Genomic DNA, 16,814 nt, shown 5'->3' on the forward strand with positions numbered 1-16,814 from the left:
TCCGAGGCCGGCCCCTCCAAACCGCGGGGCCGAAGCGTCCGCGGAGTATAGGGAGCGGTCCTCGGGGTGGTCAATGGGCCGCCGGGCACCCTGCCGGCCGGGGCCCGCGCGGCTCGCTGGCGCGGCACCCCTACGACACTGCGGGGACGGTTTCGGTTCCCGCGACGCCGATAGACGGGCCGTCGCAGTCCCCGGGCGCGGCCACCCTGTAGTCTGCTCCCCGCCGGAGAAGCGTGAAGCCTCTCCCGGCGCAAATCTGATTGCATCAGTGAAGCAGGACGAACCGCTCCACCTGCGTCACTCCCGGCAGCTCGGCGCGCACGAAATACACCCCTGCGGGAACCGGCCCGCGGCCGGGGCCGCGGCCGTCCCAGCGGACCTCGTGCGCCCCGGAGGGCCGGGCGCCGTCCACGGGGCGCGCCAGCAGGCGGCCGGCCACGTCGAAGACGGAGATGCGCACCTGGCCGGCACGCGCCAGGCTGAACCCCAGCCGCACTCCACCCCGCGCCGGGCTGGGCCACGGGCGCTGCAGCCGGGTTTCGGGCGCCGGGGCATCCCCCACCGCCACCAGGCTCCACCGCAGGCGGGCCACCGAACGGCAAACGCCGGGCGCGAACGCCGCGGAGCGGTACGTGCCGGTCATGAGCACCGGGTCGTCCCGGTTGATCGTAATCGTGTCGGGCACGACCCGGACGTAGCTGAACGACACCGAGCCCTGGGCCGCCAGGCTCACACTGTCGGTCTGCGGCGCGAAGTAGCCGAGGCTGTCGCCCACGGTGTAGCGGAACACCTCCGCGAACGCGGACAGATTCGTCAAGGTGTAGTTCGCGCGGAGCGTGTCGGAGCGCACCACGGTGGTGTCGGCGGGGCATGCCAGCGAGAATCCGCTCAGGACCGGCGCGGTGAAGGCATCCGGCGTGCCGAAGCGGCCGTCCGCCCAGGCCGGGAAGATCTGGTTGCCGCTGCTGGCCGCCGTCGAGTAATCGCCGAAGTTGGGCGCCGCACGGGAGGACACCTGCCAGGTGGAGGCCTGGTCGGTGATGCGCACGTTCGGTGACCACGAAGCGCCGCCATCGGAGGACCGGGCGAAGTAGATGTCCGTGCGCCCTCCGCGCTGCGGGTCGTTGCGCCGGTCGTACCAGAACACGTGCGCCAGCCCCAGCGAGTCCACTGCGATCATCGGCATGCACTGGTCGAAGTACGGCGCGTCGTCGTTGAGCACCACCGGGGCATCCCACGTCGCGCCGTGGTCGCGGCTCACCGCCACCACCGCGTCGCGGTGGTCGCGCGCGACGCTGCCCGCCCCCGCGGAGACAGTCTCCAGGTCCAACGTGTACGCACCCACCGTGGAGTTCCACGAGCGCAGGTAGACAGTGTAGATGCCGGTCGAGGGCAGCGTCACCCAGCCGAAGGTCTGCGCGCCGGTGCCGTAGCGGGCTTCCATGAGCAGGGTGTCGCCGGTGGGCATGCCGCCCAGGCGCACCCACGGAAACAGCGCCGCGTCCGGCGTCACGCTCACGCGCACCATCTGGCCGACGGTGCCCTGGAACTTGAAGTAGTCGAGGTCGGTGGTGGTGCTGATGTTGCCGCTGATGCGCAGCGGCAGGCCCACACTGTCGGCCTGGGCGGCCACGTTGTTGGGCTCCACCTCGGCGTGGGGCGCGGGAGGCGTGCCGCTGAACACCGGCTCCACGGACTCGTTCCAGGTCACGTAGATGGTCCCTCGATTGGGCCCGGCGGAGAGGTCCACCCCCGCGTTCGGGAACTCGAAGAACCCGTCCCGGCGATTGAAGCCCGGCGGGCCGGCATACCAGTTCGGGCGAATCGTCGCCACCGTGTCGGTCGGGGCGAACGAGGACCCGTGATCGCCGGACTTGCGGTGCAGCAGGAACGAGTGCTGGCCCGTGCCGGGGGGGCGACCCAGCCCGTCCTCCCAGAACACGTGCACCGCTCCCAGGTCGTCCACCACGATCCAGCCGCCCTGCACGTTGTCCCCGGGAATCAGGGGCTGCAGGATGGTGAACGGGCTCCACGTGGCGCCGCCGTCCAGGGAGCGGGAGAACTCCATGCGGCCCTCTCCCGCACCGTTGATGAAGCGCGTGTATACGACATAGACGTAGTCGGAATCGGGATCGCAGCCGATCATCGGCTTGTCCTGGAAATCGGGCACCGTGGGGCTCACCGCAACCGGGGGGAGCCACACGGGCGCGGCACCGGCAAACGTGCCCCGCAGCACGCCGATGGCGGAGATGTTGCCGGGCTGGAAGTAGAGGCTGCTGAACCACCAGTGGCCGCGGCGGTTCGCGCACAGCCCGGGATCGCCGTAAAGCTGCTCGCCGGCCCCCAGGCCCTGCAACGGCAGGTCCCCGCCGTCCGTCCAGGTCTGGCCGCCGTCGGAGGAGTAGGCGGAGGAGGAAATTGTCCCGGTGGTGAAGCCCTTCGAGTCGTTGAAGCCGAGGATCACCCGGGACCCGAACGCGGCCGCGGCGGTCTCCGATTGAGTCTCCCCGGTACCGTCCCCCGTGGGGTTGTTCACCCGCAGGTTGGCGAAGGGCGGAATGGAAAGAGTGCCCAGGCCCGAGGCGGGCGCGGCGATGGACCTCGGCAGCGGCCAGGCGGGTCCGGGGTCCGCCGGGATCCTCCGAACCGCGGGCCTGGAGCCGTCGGATGTTTCCGATGCCGCGGAAACGCGGATGCCCCGCGCGGGCGCCCACACCTGCTCGTAGACACGGCGCGCGCCCGACGAGAGAAATCGGGGCGGCCCGAGCGGGGCGGGCTCGGACGCGGCGGTTGAGCTCACGGGGGTTCCGGAGCCGGCGAAGACCAGGGCGACGGCGAGGGATGCAAGCGCGTGCGAGCGGTTCAAGGCGCCTCCGGAGGAATGCGTGGATGCGGGCCTGGCGGCCCCGCGGGCTCTTCGGGGGACACCCGGGAATCTCTGCCATTATAGATGCCGGGGGACGGTCGGGGAATCGCGGGCTGTCGGCGGGCCGGCGGGGAGCTGGGCGGGGCAGGCAGCCGGGCTGCCTGCCCCGCGACGCGATATTCCTACTCCGTGACCGCCCCGTGCGCCCGCACCTTGATGGTGAAGCCGTTGCGGTTGTCCTGGAAATCGTAGCTGTGGTTCTCGTCCACACCCTTGTAGCCGTGCTTGGAGAATGCCAGCACGAAGCCCTCGTTGCCGCTGGAGCCCCAGTACTGCTGGTTGGCCAGCACCACGTGATTCCCGGGCTTGGACGCCGGGATGAACGTCAGCTCCACGTGGGCGCTGCCATCCGCCGTCTTCGCGGAGACCATCTTGGCGGTGCGCGTGAACTCGATGCCCGACTCGCTCTCGGTCATCTCGCCCCACTTCACCGGGTAGACCTTTCCCAGCATCTTCTTGATGGCGTCGCGCTGCGGCGCGGTCACCGACGGGTCCCAGGTGAGGTGTCCCCACGTGGCGTTGCCGTTCTTGAAGTCGGCACCCAGGTCGCCGGACATCCAGAACTTCGCGCCGGCGAGATCCAGCGCGCCGTAATGGCTGCCCTTCTCCATGGTGACCGCGTTGTCGAACTTGCAGGCGTGTCCGTCGGAGGGGTTCCCGTGGAAGTAGCACGAGCAGAACAGGTCGCAGGAGCAGGCTTCCACATAGTCGCCGCGGAATTCCCAGGTCTTCGCGCGGTCGGCGGTGGTCGCGCCGATCGCGGCGACGGCGGCCAGGGCCAGGAGGGACACGAGAATGATGCTGCGCTTCATGGAGGGCGCCTCCGTGTGCCCCGGGTGGGGCACGGAATTGCTCACGGCGCCGGCGATGCGGGAGCGCAGGTTCGAGTCGGGGGCGGCGCCGTGATGCGTGGTCACTGGTTTCGCGGTTGCGGCGCCTACCGCGGCGGCCCTGCGAGAAGATAGTACTGCGAACCCGGGTGAAGGCAAGCGGAGACCACTCGTGAGAACCCGGTGTCATCAGGATTTCAGGGTGCTGCGGGAAACTCTGGCACGCGGCCCTCGAGCACCTCCATGACGTCGCGGACCACCCAGCTCATGTTCCGCATCGCGGTCTCGGTGCGGGACGCCAGGTGGGGGGCGAGGGCCACGTTGGGCAGGCCCAGCAGCGGGTAGTCGCGCGTGATGGGCTCCGGGTCGTGGACGTCGAGCAGCGCCGCGCCGCCCGCCGGCGCCGCGCGGCGCGCCCAGGCGGCCAGCGCGCCGGCGTCCACCAGCATGCCCCGCGCGGTGTTCACGAACAGGCAGGAGCCCTTGAAGAGCGCGAGCTTCCCGGCCGTGATCAGGCCACGGTTGGCGGGCCTGCCGTCCACGTGCAGGGTGAGGATGTCCGACTCCGCGAATACGCGCTCGGGCGGGACGAATTCCAGCGCGCCCGGAACGCGGCCGCGCACCACCTCCTCGCCCAGCAGGTCGTGAGCCACCACCCGCATCCCGAAATCCAGCGCCAGCCGCGCCACGCGGCTGCCGATCCGCCCCACGCCGAGCACCCCCAGGGTGAGCTCGTTGAGCTGGCGCCGGCCCACCACGTCGGTCCTGAGCCGGTGCCACTCGGGCGTGGTCGGGACCGCGACCAGCCGGTGCCGGGGCCGGATGTGGTCCAGGACCAGGGCCCAGAAGTACTCCACCACCGCCTGGGTATTGGCATCCGGGGTATGCACCACGGCCACCCCCCGGGCCCGGCAGGCAGGCAGGTCAATGTTGTCGAGGCCCACGCCGGCCCGACCGACCACGCGCAACCGGGGCCCGGCAGCCAGCGCCTCGGAGTCCACCCGGGTGTAGGTTCGCACCACCAGTCCATCCGCATCCGCCACGGCGGCCAGCAGGCCGGTCCGGTTCTCCGGCTCCAGGCGTGTCACGGTGGCGCGCTCCTCCAGCCACGCCGCGCACACCGGGTCCAGGGTCTCGCTCACCACCACGCGGGGACGATTCATGAGATCCTCGATTCCTCCAATAGATACAGGGGTTTGCGGGCACTCCTTCGCGCCGGGCCTGAGCCGCGAACCGGGCCCGCGCGGGTTTTCCACCGGCCCGCAGTAAGCCCATCTTTCCACATCCGGCGCGCCGACACCAGCGCGGCGCCGCTCCCAGCCATCTCCGGAACGAGCTCCCGCCGGACCCTCCCCGGCGGCGCGCGCGGCGCGCGCACGCCGGCGGCGCGCCCGTCTTCCGACTGCCGCTCACCCGGTTCGCTGACCGTGGGGGGACACTTTCTCGGCGCGTGCGGGCGACGCGAGCCTTCGGTTGCCGCCGGAAGGCAGGCGAGTTTCACCCCGGCGGGCCGGGCCCAAAACCCGCCCGCCCTTCCAGCCCCCGGGGACGCCCCCAAAAAAAACTGCGAAAAAGGCCCGAAAAACATGGATATTTCTTGCGCGTGCCGATGGGCGTGCCTACACTTCGCCTGTCGTTCGGGACGAAACGCGTCCCTTGTCCTAGGTTCCACAGAGGAGGAGGAACTCACCGATGGCGAAGTCGAAGAGCAAGTCGGAGATCATCGCGCACCTTGCTGGCAAGTCCGATCTCCCGAAGAAGCAGGTGGCCATGCTCCTGGAAGAGTTTGCCACGCTGGCCTACAAGGAAGCCAAGAACGCGTTCACGCTGCCGGGCATCGGCAAGCTCGTGCTGGTGAACCGCAAGGCGCGCATGGGCCGCAACCCGGCCACCGGCGCCACGATCAAGATCCCCGCCAAGCGCGTGGTGAAGTTCCGCGTCGCCAAGGCCTGCAAGGAGGCCGTGCTCGGCAAGAAGTAGGCTCCGGTTTTCCGCGCGCGGCGCCGGGGCCATCTCGCCCCGGCGCCGTTGCTTTGCGCGAGTCACTCCACCCGTGACATGAAGGACGACATGAAGAAGCCAATCCGCATCACGCTGCTCGCCGCGCTGGCCCTGGCCGTGGCGATGCCCGCCGCCGCGCTCGCCGGGGAAGGCGCGCAGACTCAGCCCGCGGCCGGCGCGAAGTCCGCGCCCGCGACTGCCAAGTTGAAGGCCAAGGTGAAGGGGACCATCCCGGTGAAGCCAGCCCAGCCGCCCTCGCACATCCAGGTGCAGCACATCCTGATCGGTTTCAAGGGCAGCGTGCCCGGCAAGCCCATCACCCGCACGCTGGAAGAGGCGAAGAAGCTCGCCTACGACATCCTGCAGCGCGCCCGCGACGGCGAGGACTACGACAAGCTGGTCGCGAAGTACACCGACGACCAGGCGCCGGGCGTCTACGGGATGAGCAACAACGGCGTGGCGCCGGCCCAGGGGGAGTACCCGCGCAACGGCATGGTCCCGGCGTTCGGCAACGTGGGCTTCGAGCTCAGCGTCGGCAACATCGGCATCGCCGACTACGACAAGGCCAACAGCCCGTTCGGCTTCCACATCGTCAAGCGGGTAAAGTAGCCGCCTGCCCGGGTGCGCCCTCGCGTCCGGCGCAGGAGCGAGTCCCCAACGTCGCGCAGCACCGGGAGAGCCGGGGGCCCAGCCTCCGGCTCTCCCCGCGACCGGCTGCCGCACTCTCCAGGGACCGATGCATGCGGCGGTGGCCGGGCTGGCCCCGCCGGGGCGAACCCGGCTAGCGCGAGCCCAGGAAGACCCGCAGCGAGATCGAGGCGAGCGTGCCGCTCACCTTGGACCCCACCGGCAGCAATTCGTCTCCCTCGGCCGAGACATGCGACATGAACAGTTCGGCTCCCACACCGGCCACGGTGAAGTCGCCGTCGGAGTAACGCACGGCGCTCAGCCCCAGCCCGCCGTAGGGGCCCCAGCCGGACTGGTACGCGAAGCGCTGGTTGGTGCCGTAGTCGGTGGAGGCCCCTCCCCCCCACTCCGGGCGAGGTTCCCAGCCCACGAACGCGCGGGTCCATCCCGCCCGCACCGAAGTCTCCAGGCGCGTCACGGAACCAAAGGGCTGGCGCTCCAGATCCAGCCGCGGTTCCCACCGCAGGCCCAGGCCCACCGAATTGTAGTAGCCCCTGGCGGGCGCAAACCCCGAGGCGTAGCTGCGGTCGTCGGTGTAGGGGAAGTTCAGCGGGTGCTTCAATTCGCGCCGGTGCACGATGGTGATGGGCACGTCCACCCACAGCGACCGCCCCACGGGGATGTCCACGTCCACTCCGAGCAGCAGGCCGCCGTCCATGTAGTCCGCGAGCCCGCCGGAGAGCGCCGCCACTCCGGTGCGTCCGGAAACCCGGAAGGGCAGCGCGGAATTGCCGATCACTTCGCTGGAGGGGTACACCGCGCCCGGAGCATCCCCCGCGGACGCGGGCGGAGCGGTCGCCAGCGCCGCCAGCAGCGCCAGGACGAGCGGCCGCATCAGAATCCCCTCACCAGCGTCACCCGCTGCGTGGTGGAGTCGGCCTTGGAAGCCACCGGCACGCGCTCCATCACCGCGATGGTCCGGCCGTCCGGGGACCAGGCCGCGAAGTACCTCCCCACGCCGTTCGGGAACGCCGTGAGCTGAACCGCGTTGCGGTCCGCGATGCGCCGCAGCCACAACTGGCTGCCGCCCTCGGCGCCGGCCTCGATCGCCAGGGAATTGCCGTCGGGCGACCACGCGGCGAATTCGTTGCAGCGCACGCTGGACGCCAGGTCCACGACGCGCGGCACGTTTCGCACCAGCAGGGACAGGGAGTCGGGGCAGATCGCCTCGACAGTGATATCCGTCTCCGCGATCACGTAGTTGCAGGCGAAGATCACGCGCGCGCCGTCGGGCGAGAAGGACGGTGAGAATTCGTAGTCGGTCTTGATCTGCGTGCCGCAGTCGGAAGCGCCCAGGGTGGTCTTGTTGAGCAGCTTGCGTTCCAGGCACCCGCTGCGCAGCAGGATCACGCCGATGCGTGTGTCCCCGTTGGAGACCGCCTCGTAGGTGATCTTGTAGAACACGCCCGGCTCGCTGGCGGGATTCACGCGGCCCCACGCGTACTTGCACACCGAGGTGTAGCGCGGGGCGGAGAAGTCGCCGGCCACATCCACGCAGACCAGTTCCGGCCACGTGAGCACCCACAGGTGCTCGGCGCCGTTGGGGCCGCCCCCGAAGAGGATGCGCCTCCCGTCGGAGGACCACAGCGGGCGATCCATGTTGTCGAAGGCCGCCGGCACTCCGGAGCCGCGGGTCTGCAGGGTGCGCGACTCGCCCGTCACCACGTCCACGACCATCAGCGAATCGTATCCCGCGGAGCCCGTGTGGGCGCGGACGAAGACCACCAGGTTGGGGCTGGAGCCGGTCGCCGGGCCGCGCTGCGGAAACACGTCCAGGGTGCCCGGGGGCGGATCGGTGAGTGCTCGGACCTCTCCCGAGGCGACGTCCACCTCGCACAGCCGCCATCCGCCGCTCATGTGGCGCGGGAGGTACATCTTCGACCCGTCCGAGGACCAGGACGGCAGCCCTTCGGGCGCGTCGGCCGCGCCGCGGCTCAGTCGCTGGATCTCCGCGGCCACCGGGAACGGGGCCAGGCGGTTGCCCCGGCTGCAGCCGAGCAACAGCGCCGGGACGCACACGGCGAGCAGGATGGGCCGCCAGCGGCCCGCTGGGAATCGAAGTTTGGGCATGGTCCTCGGGCAGGATCGGCCGGACACCGGCGGAACCTCAGGCCGGCATGGTAGCAGCGCCGCCCGCCCCTGCCAAGGAAAGCGTGCTACAATTCCGGCATGGATCGCATCTGGAACCTCCTGCCCCGGCTCGAAGCGCCCGCGGTGCTGGCCACCGTGGTGCGCGTGACCGGTTCCGCCCCGCGCGGACCCGGCTCGCGCATGTTGGTGTTCGCCGTGGGGCGCATCGAAGGCAGCCTGGGCGGGGGACGCCTGGAGCTCAAGGTGTGCGCCGAGGCCCGGACGTTGCTCGCGGAGGGCACGCCGCACGTCCACCGCACCTACCGATTGAATCCCGCCGAGGACCAGTGCTGTGGCGGCGAGGTGGAGGTGTTCATGGAACGCATCGCCCCACGGCCCCACGTGGTGATGTTCGGAGCGGGGCACGTGGGCCAGGCGGTGGCCCGCGCGCTGGCCCCCCTGCCCTTCCGGGTCACGGTCATTGACGACCGCGAGGAGTACGCCGCGCCCGGGCGTTTCCCCGGGGGCGTGGAAGTGATCTGTGCGGACCCGCTCACCGCCCTGGGAAGCCTGCACACCACCGCGGAGGCCTCCTACGCCCTGGTGTTCACCCACAGCCACAAGCTCGACATCCACATCGTGAGCGTGCTGGTGGCCCGCCCGCTGCGCTACCTGGGCATGATCGGCAGCCGCACCAAGTGGTCGCGCTTCCGCGCGGCGCTGCTGGAGCGCGGCGTACAGGAAGCCGACCTGGCCCGGATCACTTCCCCGATCGGGATCGGCGTGGGCGGCAAGGAGCCCGAGGAGATCGCGGTTTCCGTGGTGGCGCAACTGCTGGCGGTGCGCGACGGGCTGCGCGTGGAAGTGGCCTCCCTGGCGGGAATGCCGCGCCCCGAGGAGGCCGGAGACCTGACCCACCCACGAGGAGCCTGAGCATGGAAGCCGCGCTGGTGGTGCTGGCCGCCGGCGAAGGCCGGCGGGCCGGCGGGCCGAAAGCCTGGAAGCTGGTGCGCGGGCGTCCGTGGCTGGCCCACCAGCTCGAGGCGCTGTCGGAGCTCCGGCTGGCGTCCATCGTCGCGGTGCTGGGCGAGCCTCCGCCCGAAACGCCCCGTGGTCTGCTGGCCGGCCTGCGCTGGGCCATCAACCTGCGCCCCGAACTGGGGCCCTTCTCTTCCCTGCAGATCGGCCTTTCCGAGAGCCCTCCCGACATGCCCGTGTTCGTGCTCCCGGTGGACGTGCCGGTTCCCGGCCTTCCGGTATTCGAGGCGCTGTGCGGGGCGTTTCACGCCGCGTGGAAGAGGCGGGTGGTACCCGCCGCCGGCGCCGCCGCCGGACGCCGGACGGGCTCCCCCCTGCTGGCCGCGGTGCCGCTCTTCAAGGGCCGGGGCGGGCACCCGGTGCTGCTGGCCGCCGAGGCGTGCGGGGAACTGCTGCGGATGGACGTCGCCTCGCCGGGGGCCCGGCTGGACGTGTGGCTGCGCTCGCAGGGCCCGCGAATCACGCGCCTGGAGACAGGCGACGAGAGGGTGGTGACGAACCTGAACACGGCGAAGGACTTCGGGATGGCCTGACGCAGGACCGGCCTCGCGGGAAGCCCGACCTACGTCAGTTCCGCCACCGCCAGCTCCAGCAGCCTGGCGGCCACGCTTCGCCGATACGCGGCCGTGGAGCGCACGTCATCGATGGGGCGCAGGGCGGCCGCCAGCCGGCGCGCGGCCTCGCGGGCCACGGCGGGGGTGGGCTTCTCTCCCGTGAGCACCTCTTCCGCCCCGGGGGAGCGGATCACCGTCGGCGCCACGCTGCCCAGGGCCACGCGCGCCCCTGCGATGCGGCCTCGCGCCAGCACCATCTCGCTCGCCAGCACCACCTTGGAGATGGACTGCGCCTGCCGCGTGCCCACCTTGCGGAAGAACTGGCGCGCGCCGCGCGGCGGCGGCGGCAGCAGCACCGAGTGGATCAGTTCGTCCGGCTCGCGCACCGTGGCCCGGTAGCCGGTGAAGAACCCGTCCATCGGCACGTCGCGCGTGCCCCGCGGGCCCGCCAGCCGCACCGAGGCGCCCAGCGCCAGCAGCACCGGCGGCGAATCTCCCGCGGGGGACGCGTTGGCGAGGTTCCCGCCCAGCGTGCCGCGATTCTGGATCTGGATGGCTCCCACCACCGAGGCCGCCGCGGCCAGCGCGGGGTAGCTCCGCCGCACCTGCGGCGACTGCCGCAGGCGGGTGAAGGTCTCCAGCGCGCCCAGGCGCAGCCCTTCGCGTCCCTTGCGCTGTCCGCGCAGTTCCTGGAGCAGCCACAGGTCCAGGAAGCGCGCGTCGGGCTGGGTTCCGGCATTCAGGTAGACAAAGAGGTCGGTTCCGCCGGCGAGCGGCGTCCACGGGCGGCCCAGCCGCACCCCCATCTCCATCCACGAGATGGCCTCGGCCAGGTTTCGCGCGCGGGCGACGTCGAGCTTCGAGAGCGCGCTACGCACGGCGGCTCCGCTTCGCGGCGCCGGTCACGGCTCTCCCGCGCGCGGCCTTGCGCGTGGCGTTCTTCTTCGCCGCCGCCTTCTTCGCCGCCGCCTTCTTCGCCGCCGCCTTTCTCGCCGCCGCCTTTCTCGCCGCCGCCTTCCTCGCCGCCGCCTTCTTCGCCGCGGGCTTCTTCCTGGCCACCTTTCCTGGCGCGAGCTTCTTGGCCGAAGGTCTCTTCACCCCCGGCTTCCGCGCCGCGTCGCGCACCGCCTCCACGATCTTCACGTACCCGGTGCAGCGGCACAGGTTGCCGGCCAGCGCCTCGCGCACCTTCGCCTCGCTGGGCACGCCCGGCGAGCGCAACAGCGCCACGGAGCTCATGAGCATGCCGGGAGTGCAGATGCCGCACTGCGCGCCGCCCTGGAGGAACGCCTCCTGCAGCCGGCTCAGGCGGCCCCCGCGGGCCAGCCCTTCCACCGTGATCACGTGCGCCCCATCCGCCTGGCACGCGGGTACCAGGCAGGAGTTCACCGCCTGGCCGTCGAGCAGCACGGTGCACGCGCCGCACTCGCCCTCGCCGCAACCCTCCTTGCTGCCGGTCAACCCCAGGTCCTCGCGCAGGCAGTCCAGCAGCCGCTTCATCGGCGGGGCGTTGGCTTCGCGCCACGCACCGTTCACATGCACGCGGATCTTCACGCCCCCACCTCCTCCGCCTGCCGCTCCAGCGCCGCGAGCACCCGCTCGGGCGTGACCGGGATCTCGTCGAACCACGCGCCCGTGGCCTGTCGCAGCGCGGCGACCACCGCGGGAGCCGGGCCATCCATGGGCAGTTCCCCGAGCCCCTTCGCGCCCCAGGGCCCCTGCGAGTACGGCGCCTCCACCAGCAGCGTGCGGATGGGCGGGGTGTCCACCGTGGTCGGAATGATGTAATTGGTGAGCTGATTGTTGATCATCCGCCCGTCCCGGGTCCGAACTTCCTCGAGCAGCGCCCAGCCCAGCGCCTGGGTGATGCCGCCCTCAACCTGACCCTCCGCGAGCCGCGGGTGCACCGCCTTGCCGATGTCCACGGCAGCCACCACCTCGATGGGCCGGACCTCGCCGGTGTCGAGGTCCACCTCCACTTCGACCACGTTGCAGGCCCACGAGAAGCAGCCGTAGGCGTCGCCGGTGTAGGTGTCGTCGTCCCAGCGCAGGCCGGCGGGCTGGCGGTAGGCGCGGTCCTCGCGAAGCCCGCGGTGCTCCGCCACGAAGCGGCGCGCCACCCGCAGGTAGCCGGCGTCGTCCTTCCAGCCCTTCGGGTCGTAGGCCCACAGCCGGTCGCGGATGCCCGCGGCGGCCTCGGCCACCAGCTTTCCCACCACCATCGTGGTGCGCGAGGCCACCGTGGGACCGCTGTTGGGCACCGCGGAGGTGTCGGGCTGCGCCACGTCCACGATGTCGGGGCTCACGTGCAGCGCGTCGGCAGCCAGCTGCGCGAAGACGGTGATGGCGCCCTGGCCGATGTCGGTGCTCGCCGCCAGCACGTTGGGCCGGCCGTCGGGGCCCAGTTCCACCGCCGCGACGGAGGCCAGCTTGGCTTCCCCGCTGCCGGTGAACCCCCCGCCGTGCATCACCAGCGACAGCCCCACACCGCGCGTGCGGCGCGGCCCGGAGGTCCGGGCGCGGGCCTTGCGATTGTGCGCCTCGGCGGCCTTGCGGCGGCGCGCGTAGCCGGACTCGCGCAGCGCGAGGTCCAGCACCTCCGCGGCGCCCACGCTCTCGCGCAACACCTGGGTGGTGGGCATCCCGTCGCCCACGCGGTACATGTTGTGACGGCGGAGCGCCACCGGGTCCAGCCCCAGGACCTCGGCGATGTGATCCATCTGCAGCTCGGCCGCGAACAGCGTCTGCGGCGCGCCGAACCCGCGGAAGGCGCCGTTGGGCGGGGTGTTGGTGGCCACGGCGCGCGAGCGGATGCGCACGTTGGGGCAGCGGTACGGTCCCGCGGCGTGCAGCGTGCCGCGCGAGAGCACCACCGGGGAAAGCGTCAGGTACGCGCCGGCGTCCATCACCACGTCGATGTCCTGCGCCAGCAGCGTGCCGTCGGCGGCCACCGCGGTGCGGTGGCGGACGATGGCGGGATGGCGCTTGGTGGTGGCGGCCATGTCCTCGGCGCGGTCGTAGACCAGCTTCACCGGGCGGCCGGACTTGCGCGCCAGCAGCGCCGCGTGCGCGGCGATCATCGAGGGGTACTCCTCCTTGCCGCCGAAGCCTCCGCCGGTCACGGTCTGCACCACCCGCACGCGCTTCTCCGGCAGGCCCATGATCCCGGTGAGGGCGCGGTGCACGTAGTACGGGCACTGCAGCGAGCCCCGCACCACCACGCCGCCATTCTGCTCCAGGTAGGCGATGACGCCGTTGTTCTCGATGTAGACGTGCTCCTGGTGTCCCACGCGGTAGGTGCGCTCGACCACGCGGTGGGCCTTCGCCATCGCGCGGTCCACGTCCCCGCACTGGATCAGGAACTTTTTGAACACATTGCCCGGCTCGCGGATCACGCGGCCCGCCGCCAGGGAATCCTCGATGGTGAGCACCGGATCGAGCGGCTGGCAGCGGATCGTGACCGCGCGAACTGCAGCCAGCAGCCTCTCGCGGTCGGCGCAGGCCAGCAGCAGCACCGGCTCCTCGGCGTGACGCACCTCGTCGGCGGCCAGCACCGGCTGGTCGTCCTCGATGAGTGCGACGACATTTCGACCGGGGATGTCGCGGTGGGTGACGACGGTCACATCGGACCAGTCAAAGGCGGGATCGAACTCGATGCCCAGGATACGGCCTGCGGCAACGGTGGAGCGGACCGTGGCGCCGTGCAGCATGCCCGGCATGACGATGTCGTCCACGTACAGCGCGGAGCCGGTGACCTTCCCCGGGCCTTCCTTGCGCGGAATGTTCGCGCCCACGGCGGGGCGGCCCGGCCCGCTGCGGTGACGGCGCATCGGTGTCATGGCCGGCATCCTAGCACAGCCCGGCTCCCCGGGGCGCGGGGGACGAGCGTGAGGTGGCGCCCTGCCCTAGCCGTTCTCCAGCGGATTCTCCACCCATTCCTGTCCATCTTCGAAGATCTCCTTCTTCCAGATGGGGGCGCGACGCTTCAGCTCGTCGATCCCCGCGCGGCATGCCGCGAAGGCGTCCGCGCGGTGCGCCGCGCCCACCGCCACCACCACGCTGACCTCACCCACCGGGACCGCGCCGCTCCGGACCAGGAACGCCACGCGACCCACGCGGTGATTCTCCAGCAGCTCCCCCTCGATGCGCTCCAGCTCCCGCTCCACCATCTCGGGGTACAACTCGTACTCCAGCCGCACCACGCGCCGTTCCCGGTTCCATTCCCGGGTGCGGCCCTCGAACACCACCACGGCCCCGTGGGCCGGGTCGTACACCGCCCGCGTGGCCTCGGCCGCGTCCAGCGGCAGGTGCGTGATGCGGATCACGGCGCCTCCTATCCCCCGCTCACCGGCGGGAGAAACGCCACCTGGTCGCCCTCGCGCAGCTCGTGATCGGCCGCAACATGCTGGAGGTTCACCGCGTACGCCACGCCCGCGGCGCGGGCGGCGTCCGCGTCCCCGAGCAGGCCCAACAGCACCGAGCGCGGCGTGCTCCCCGCGGGCACCTCCTTCGGGAAGTCCGAGCGCCCCAGCCGTTCGCGCAGGCCCGCGAAGCACAGTACGCGGATGTTCACGCCACCACCTCCGGCGACGCCCCCGGCAGCAGGTCGCACGGCACCGTCTCGCCGCGCTCGAACCGCTCCCGCTCCGCCGCCAGCACCACCAGCCCGTGCGCGCGCGCGAACGAACGCAGGGTGTGCGAATCCTGCTGCGGATCCAGCGTCGCCCGCCAGCCTTCCGCGCCGGCGCGCAACCGGGCGCGCGCAAAGTGGGTCTTTCCCGGCGGCTTGCTCACGCGCTCCTCCAGCCGCACCGGAATGCGCGGCAGCCGCGGATGCGCGTGGCCCAGGGCGCGCCGCAACGCGGGCAGCACGTACTCGTGGAAGCACACGAGGGTGGAGGCCGGATTGCCCGGCAGGCCGAAGACCAGCTTTCCACCGTGCGCGCCGAAATACAGCGGCCCGCCGGGGCGCTGCCGCACGCGCCAGAACACCGTCTCCACACCCAGCTCCTGCAGCGTGGGGCGCACCAGGTCGAAATCGCCCACCGACACCCCGCCGGCCACCAGCAGCACCTCGCTCTCCTCCAGGGCCGCTCCCAGGGCGCGCAGGTGCGCCTCGCGCGTGTCGCGGGTCATGCGCAGCGAGGCCAGGGCCAGCCCCTCGCGGCGCAGCGCCTCGCGCACGCCGGCGGAACTCGACTCCAGCACCTGTCCCGGCTGCAGCGCGGCGGGATCTCCGCACAGCTCGTCGCCGCTGGCCACCAGGGACACGCGCGGCGCGCGGTGAACCCCCACGAACTCCACCCCCAGCGCGCGCAGCAGCGCCAGCGCCGCGGAGCCCAGCGGCGTGCCGGCCGCAAGCGCCTCGGCGCCAGCCGCCACGTCGCCGCCCGCCGGGCGCACGTACAGCCCCGGGGCCACCGGCTTCTGCAGCTCGATGACGTCGCCGGCGACGCTCACGATCTCCTGGATCGCCACGCGCGTGGCCCCCTCCGGCACCGGCGCCCCGGTGTAGACGCGGGTGGCCTCGCCCGGACGAAGTGGAGGGGGCAGGACACCACCGGCGCGCGAGACACCGGCCAGCCGGAACCGGGAACCCGCGGGGGCCTCGCCCGAGGCGGCCAGCGCGTACCCGTCCATGGCGGACTGTGCGAAGGACGGAAGGTCCGTGGCGGCGTGGACGGGCTGCGCCAGGACCCGCCCGCCCGCGGATTCGAGGGCCAGGTGCTCCAGCGACCCGGGTCGGACGCGCTCCAGCACGGCCCGGAGGGCCTCCTCGGGATGCATCGGACTCAGTGCCCCGCGCCGCCGGCGATCGCCAGCGCATGCAGCAGCGCCGGGAACACCGGTTCGAGGGACTCCACCGCGCCCCGCGGCGAGCCCGGGAGAGTGACCACCAGGCTGGTCCCCACCAGTCCCACCACCCCGCGCGAGAGCATCGCGTAAGGGTGGCGCCGCGTACCGTGCGCGCGCATGGCCTCCGGGATGCCCGGCGCCTCGCGCTCCAGCAGCGGCCGCACCGCCTCCACCGTCACGTCGCGCGGCCCGAGCCCGGTCCCGCCGGCGGTCAGCACCAGGGAGCAGCCGCGGGCGGCGCTCTCGCGCACCGCGGCGGCGATCTGCGCGGCCTCGTCAGGCACCACCCGGGTGTGCGTCACGCGCACCCCGCGGCCGTCCAGGCACGCGCGCAGCGCCGCGCCGGTCTCGTCCTGCATCTTCCCCTGGCTTACGCGGTCACTGACCACGATCACCGCGGCGGTGACGTCCGCCCCCGCGGACTTGAAGTCGCTCTTGCCGCCGCGCTTCTCCACCAGCTTCACGCCGGTGATCTCCAGCTCCTTGTCCAGCGGCTTGAGCATGTCGTAGATGGTGAGCGCGGCCACCGACACGGCGGTGAGCGCCTCCATCTCCACGCCGGTGCGGGCGGTCACGACCACCGTGGAGGTCACCTCCACCCCGCGCTCGGTGAGCTCGAAGTCCACCGTGACCTGGTCCAGGGGCAGCGGGTGGCACAGCGGGATCAGCTCCGGCGTGCGCTTGGCCGCCAGGATGCCGGCGGCGCGCGCCAGCTCCAGCACGTTGCCCTTGGGCACGCTGCCCTCGGCCAGGGCGCGTCGCGCCGCGGCGCCGGCCAGCACGGTGGCCCGCGCCCGCGCGGTGCGCAGCGACTCGGGCTTGTTCGCGGTGTTGATCACGGCTTCGATTCCT

General features: G+C 71.9%; 16 protein-coding genes. 4 read left to right on the plus strand and 12 right to left on the minus strand.

Features of this window, described 5'->3' with window-relative positions; all coding sequences use genetic code 11:
• Positions 1–265: 265 nt before the first annotated feature.
• The 3 genes from HZB25_09480 to HZB25_09490 form a co-directional block, all read right to left on the minus strand.
• Positions 266–2,866, minus strand: a complete 2,601-nt coding sequence (locus tag HZB25_09480; protein MBI5837463.1) for a hypothetical protein — start codon at positions 2,864–2,866, stop codon at positions 266–268.
• A 182-nt stretch (positions 2,867–3,048) separates the two neighbouring features.
• The gene (locus HZB25_09485) at positions 3,049–3,738 is read right to left on the minus strand and encodes a DUF1326 domain-containing protein (protein ID MBI5837464.1); all 690 of its coding nucleotides are present in this window, start codon (positions 3,736–3,738) and stop codon (positions 3,049–3,051) included.
• A gap of 215 nt (positions 3,739–3,953) precedes the next feature.
• The gene (locus HZB25_09490; GenBank protein ID MBI5837465.1) at positions 3,954–4,919 is read right to left on the minus strand and encodes a 3-phosphoglycerate dehydrogenase; all 966 of its coding nucleotides are present in this window, start codon (positions 4,917–4,919) and stop codon (positions 3,954–3,956) included.
• A gap of 529 nt (positions 4,920–5,448) precedes the next feature.
• Here HZB25_09490 and HZB25_09495 point away from each other — a divergent pair.
• Together HZB25_09495 and HZB25_09500 are read left to right on the plus strand one after the other, a co-directional pair.
• Positions 5,449–5,736, plus strand: coding sequence for an HU family DNA-binding protein (locus tag HZB25_09495; GenBank protein ID MBI5837466.1), 288 nt, complete (start codon positions 5,449–5,451; stop codon positions 5,734–5,736).
• 90 nt (positions 5,737–5,826) lie between these two features.
• Entirely contained in the window at positions 5,827–6,366 is a 540-nt protein-coding gene (locus HZB25_09500) for a peptidylprolyl isomerase (protein ID MBI5837467.1), read from the plus strand.
• A 172-nt stretch (positions 6,367–6,538) separates the two neighbouring features.
• On the opposite strand, the gene HZB25_09505 is transcribed toward HZB25_09500, so the two are convergent.
• Both HZB25_09505 and HZB25_09510 read right to left on the minus strand, forming a co-directional pair.
• The gene (locus HZB25_09505) at positions 6,539–7,279 is read right to left on the minus strand and encodes a hypothetical protein (protein MBI5837468.1); all 741 of its coding nucleotides are present in this window, start codon (positions 7,277–7,279) and stop codon (positions 6,539–6,541) included.
• Entirely contained in the window at positions 7,279–8,514 is a 1,236-nt protein-coding gene (locus tag HZB25_09510; protein ID MBI5837469.1) for a PD40 domain-containing protein, read from the minus strand. The genes HZB25_09505 and HZB25_09510 overlap by 1 nt, the downstream gene beginning before the upstream one ends.
• Positions 8,515–8,613: 99 nt before the next feature.
• Between HZB25_09510 and xdhC the strand changes: the two genes are divergently transcribed.
• Positions 8,614–9,447 (plus strand): xanthine dehydrogenase accessory protein XdhC, encoded by an 834-nt coding sequence (gene xdhC / locus HZB25_09515; GenBank protein MBI5837470.1) that lies wholly within the window; start codon positions 8,614–8,616, stop codon positions 9,445–9,447.
• A 2-nt stretch (positions 9,448–9,449) separates the two neighbouring features.
• Positions 9,450–10,085, plus strand: a complete 636-nt coding sequence (locus tag HZB25_09520; protein ID MBI5837471.1) for a nucleotidyltransferase family protein — start codon at positions 9,450–9,452, stop codon at positions 10,083–10,085.
• A gap of 29 nt (positions 10,086–10,114) precedes the next feature.
• Here HZB25_09520 and HZB25_09525 read toward each other — a convergent pair whose 3' ends face one another.
• From HZB25_09525 to HZB25_09555, 7 genes are all read right to left on the minus strand, one after another.
• The gene (locus HZB25_09525) at positions 10,115–10,984 is read right to left on the minus strand and encodes a xanthine dehydrogenase family protein subunit M (GenBank protein MBI5837472.1); all 870 of its coding nucleotides are present in this window, start codon (positions 10,982–10,984) and stop codon (positions 10,115–10,117) included.
• A complete protein-coding gene (locus HZB25_09530; protein MBI5837473.1) occupies positions 10,977–11,660 on the minus strand; it encodes a (2Fe-2S)-binding protein in 684 nt (227 codons plus the stop codon). Before HZB25_09530 ends, HZB25_09525 begins: the two co-directional genes overlap by 8 nt.
• The gene (locus HZB25_09535) at positions 11,657–13,936 is read right to left on the minus strand and encodes a xanthine dehydrogenase family protein (GenBank protein MBI5837474.1); all 2,280 of its coding nucleotides are present in this window, start codon (positions 13,934–13,936) and stop codon (positions 11,657–11,659) included. Before HZB25_09535 ends, HZB25_09530 begins: the two co-directional genes overlap by 4 nt.
• 75 nt (positions 13,937–14,011) lie before the next feature.
• Complete coding sequence (locus HZB25_09540; protein ID MBI5837475.1) at positions 14,012–14,431, minus strand: molybdenum cofactor biosynthesis protein MoaE; 420 nt, start codon at positions 14,429–14,431, stop codon at positions 14,012–14,014.
• An 8-nt stretch (positions 14,432–14,439) separates the two neighbouring features.
• Complete coding sequence (locus tag HZB25_09545) at positions 14,440–14,679, minus strand: MoaD/ThiS family protein (GenBank protein ID MBI5837476.1); 240 nt, start codon at positions 14,677–14,679, stop codon at positions 14,440–14,442.
• Positions 14,676–15,866, minus strand: coding sequence for a molybdopterin molybdotransferase MoeA (locus HZB25_09550; protein ID MBI5837477.1), 1,191 nt, complete (start codon positions 15,864–15,866; stop codon positions 14,676–14,678). The genes HZB25_09545 and HZB25_09550 overlap by 4 nt, the downstream gene beginning before the upstream one ends.
• A 32-nt stretch (positions 15,867–15,898) precedes the next feature.
• Positions 15,899–16,801, minus strand: coding sequence for a bifunctional molybdenum cofactor biosynthesis protein MoaC/MoaB (locus HZB25_09555; GenBank protein MBI5837478.1), 903 nt, complete (start codon positions 16,799–16,801; stop codon positions 15,899–15,901).
• Between the last annotated feature and the right edge of the window lie 13 nt (positions 16,802–16,814).

The organism is Candidatus Eisenbacteria bacterium (assembly GCA_016235265.1).
Taxonomy (GTDB): domain Bacteria; phylum Eisenbacteria; class RBG-16-71-46; order RBG-16-71-46; family JACRLI01; genus JACRLI01.

Coding starts and splice junctions, on each gene's coding strand:
- HZB25_09520 (MBI5837471.1), top strand. CDS start 9,450: ATGGAAGCCGCGCTGGTGGTGCTGGCCGCCGGCGAAGGCCGGCGGGCC.
- HZB25_09510 (MBI5837469.1), bottom strand. CDS start 8,514: ATGCCCAAACTTCGATTCCCAGCGGGCCGCTGGCGGCCCATCCTGCTC.
- HZB25_09500 (MBI5837467.1), top strand. CDS start 5,827: ATGAAGAAGCCAATCCGCATCACGCTGCTCGCCGCGCTGGCCCTGGCC.
- HZB25_09495 (MBI5837466.1), top strand. CDS start 5,449: ATGGCGAAGTCGAAGAGCAAGTCGGAGATCATCGCGCACCTTGCTGGC.
- HZB25_09505 (MBI5837468.1), bottom strand. CDS start 7,279: ATGCGGCCGCTCGTCCTGGCGCTGCTGGCGGCGCTGGCGACCGCTCCG.
- HZB25_09490 (MBI5837465.1), bottom strand. CDS start 4,919: ATGAATCGTCCCCGCGTGGTGGTGAGCGAGACCCTGGACCCGGTGTGC.
- xdhC (MBI5837470.1), top strand. CDS start 8,614: ATGGATCGCATCTGGAACCTCCTGCCCCGGCTCGAAGCGCCCGCGGTG.
- HZB25_09535 (MBI5837474.1), bottom strand. CDS start 13,936: ATGCGCCGTCACCGCAGCGGGCCGGGCCGCCCCGCCGTGGGCGCGAAC.
- HZB25_09485 (MBI5837464.1), bottom strand. CDS start 3,738: ATGAAGCGCAGCATCATTCTCGTGTCCCTCCTGGCCCTGGCCGCCGTC.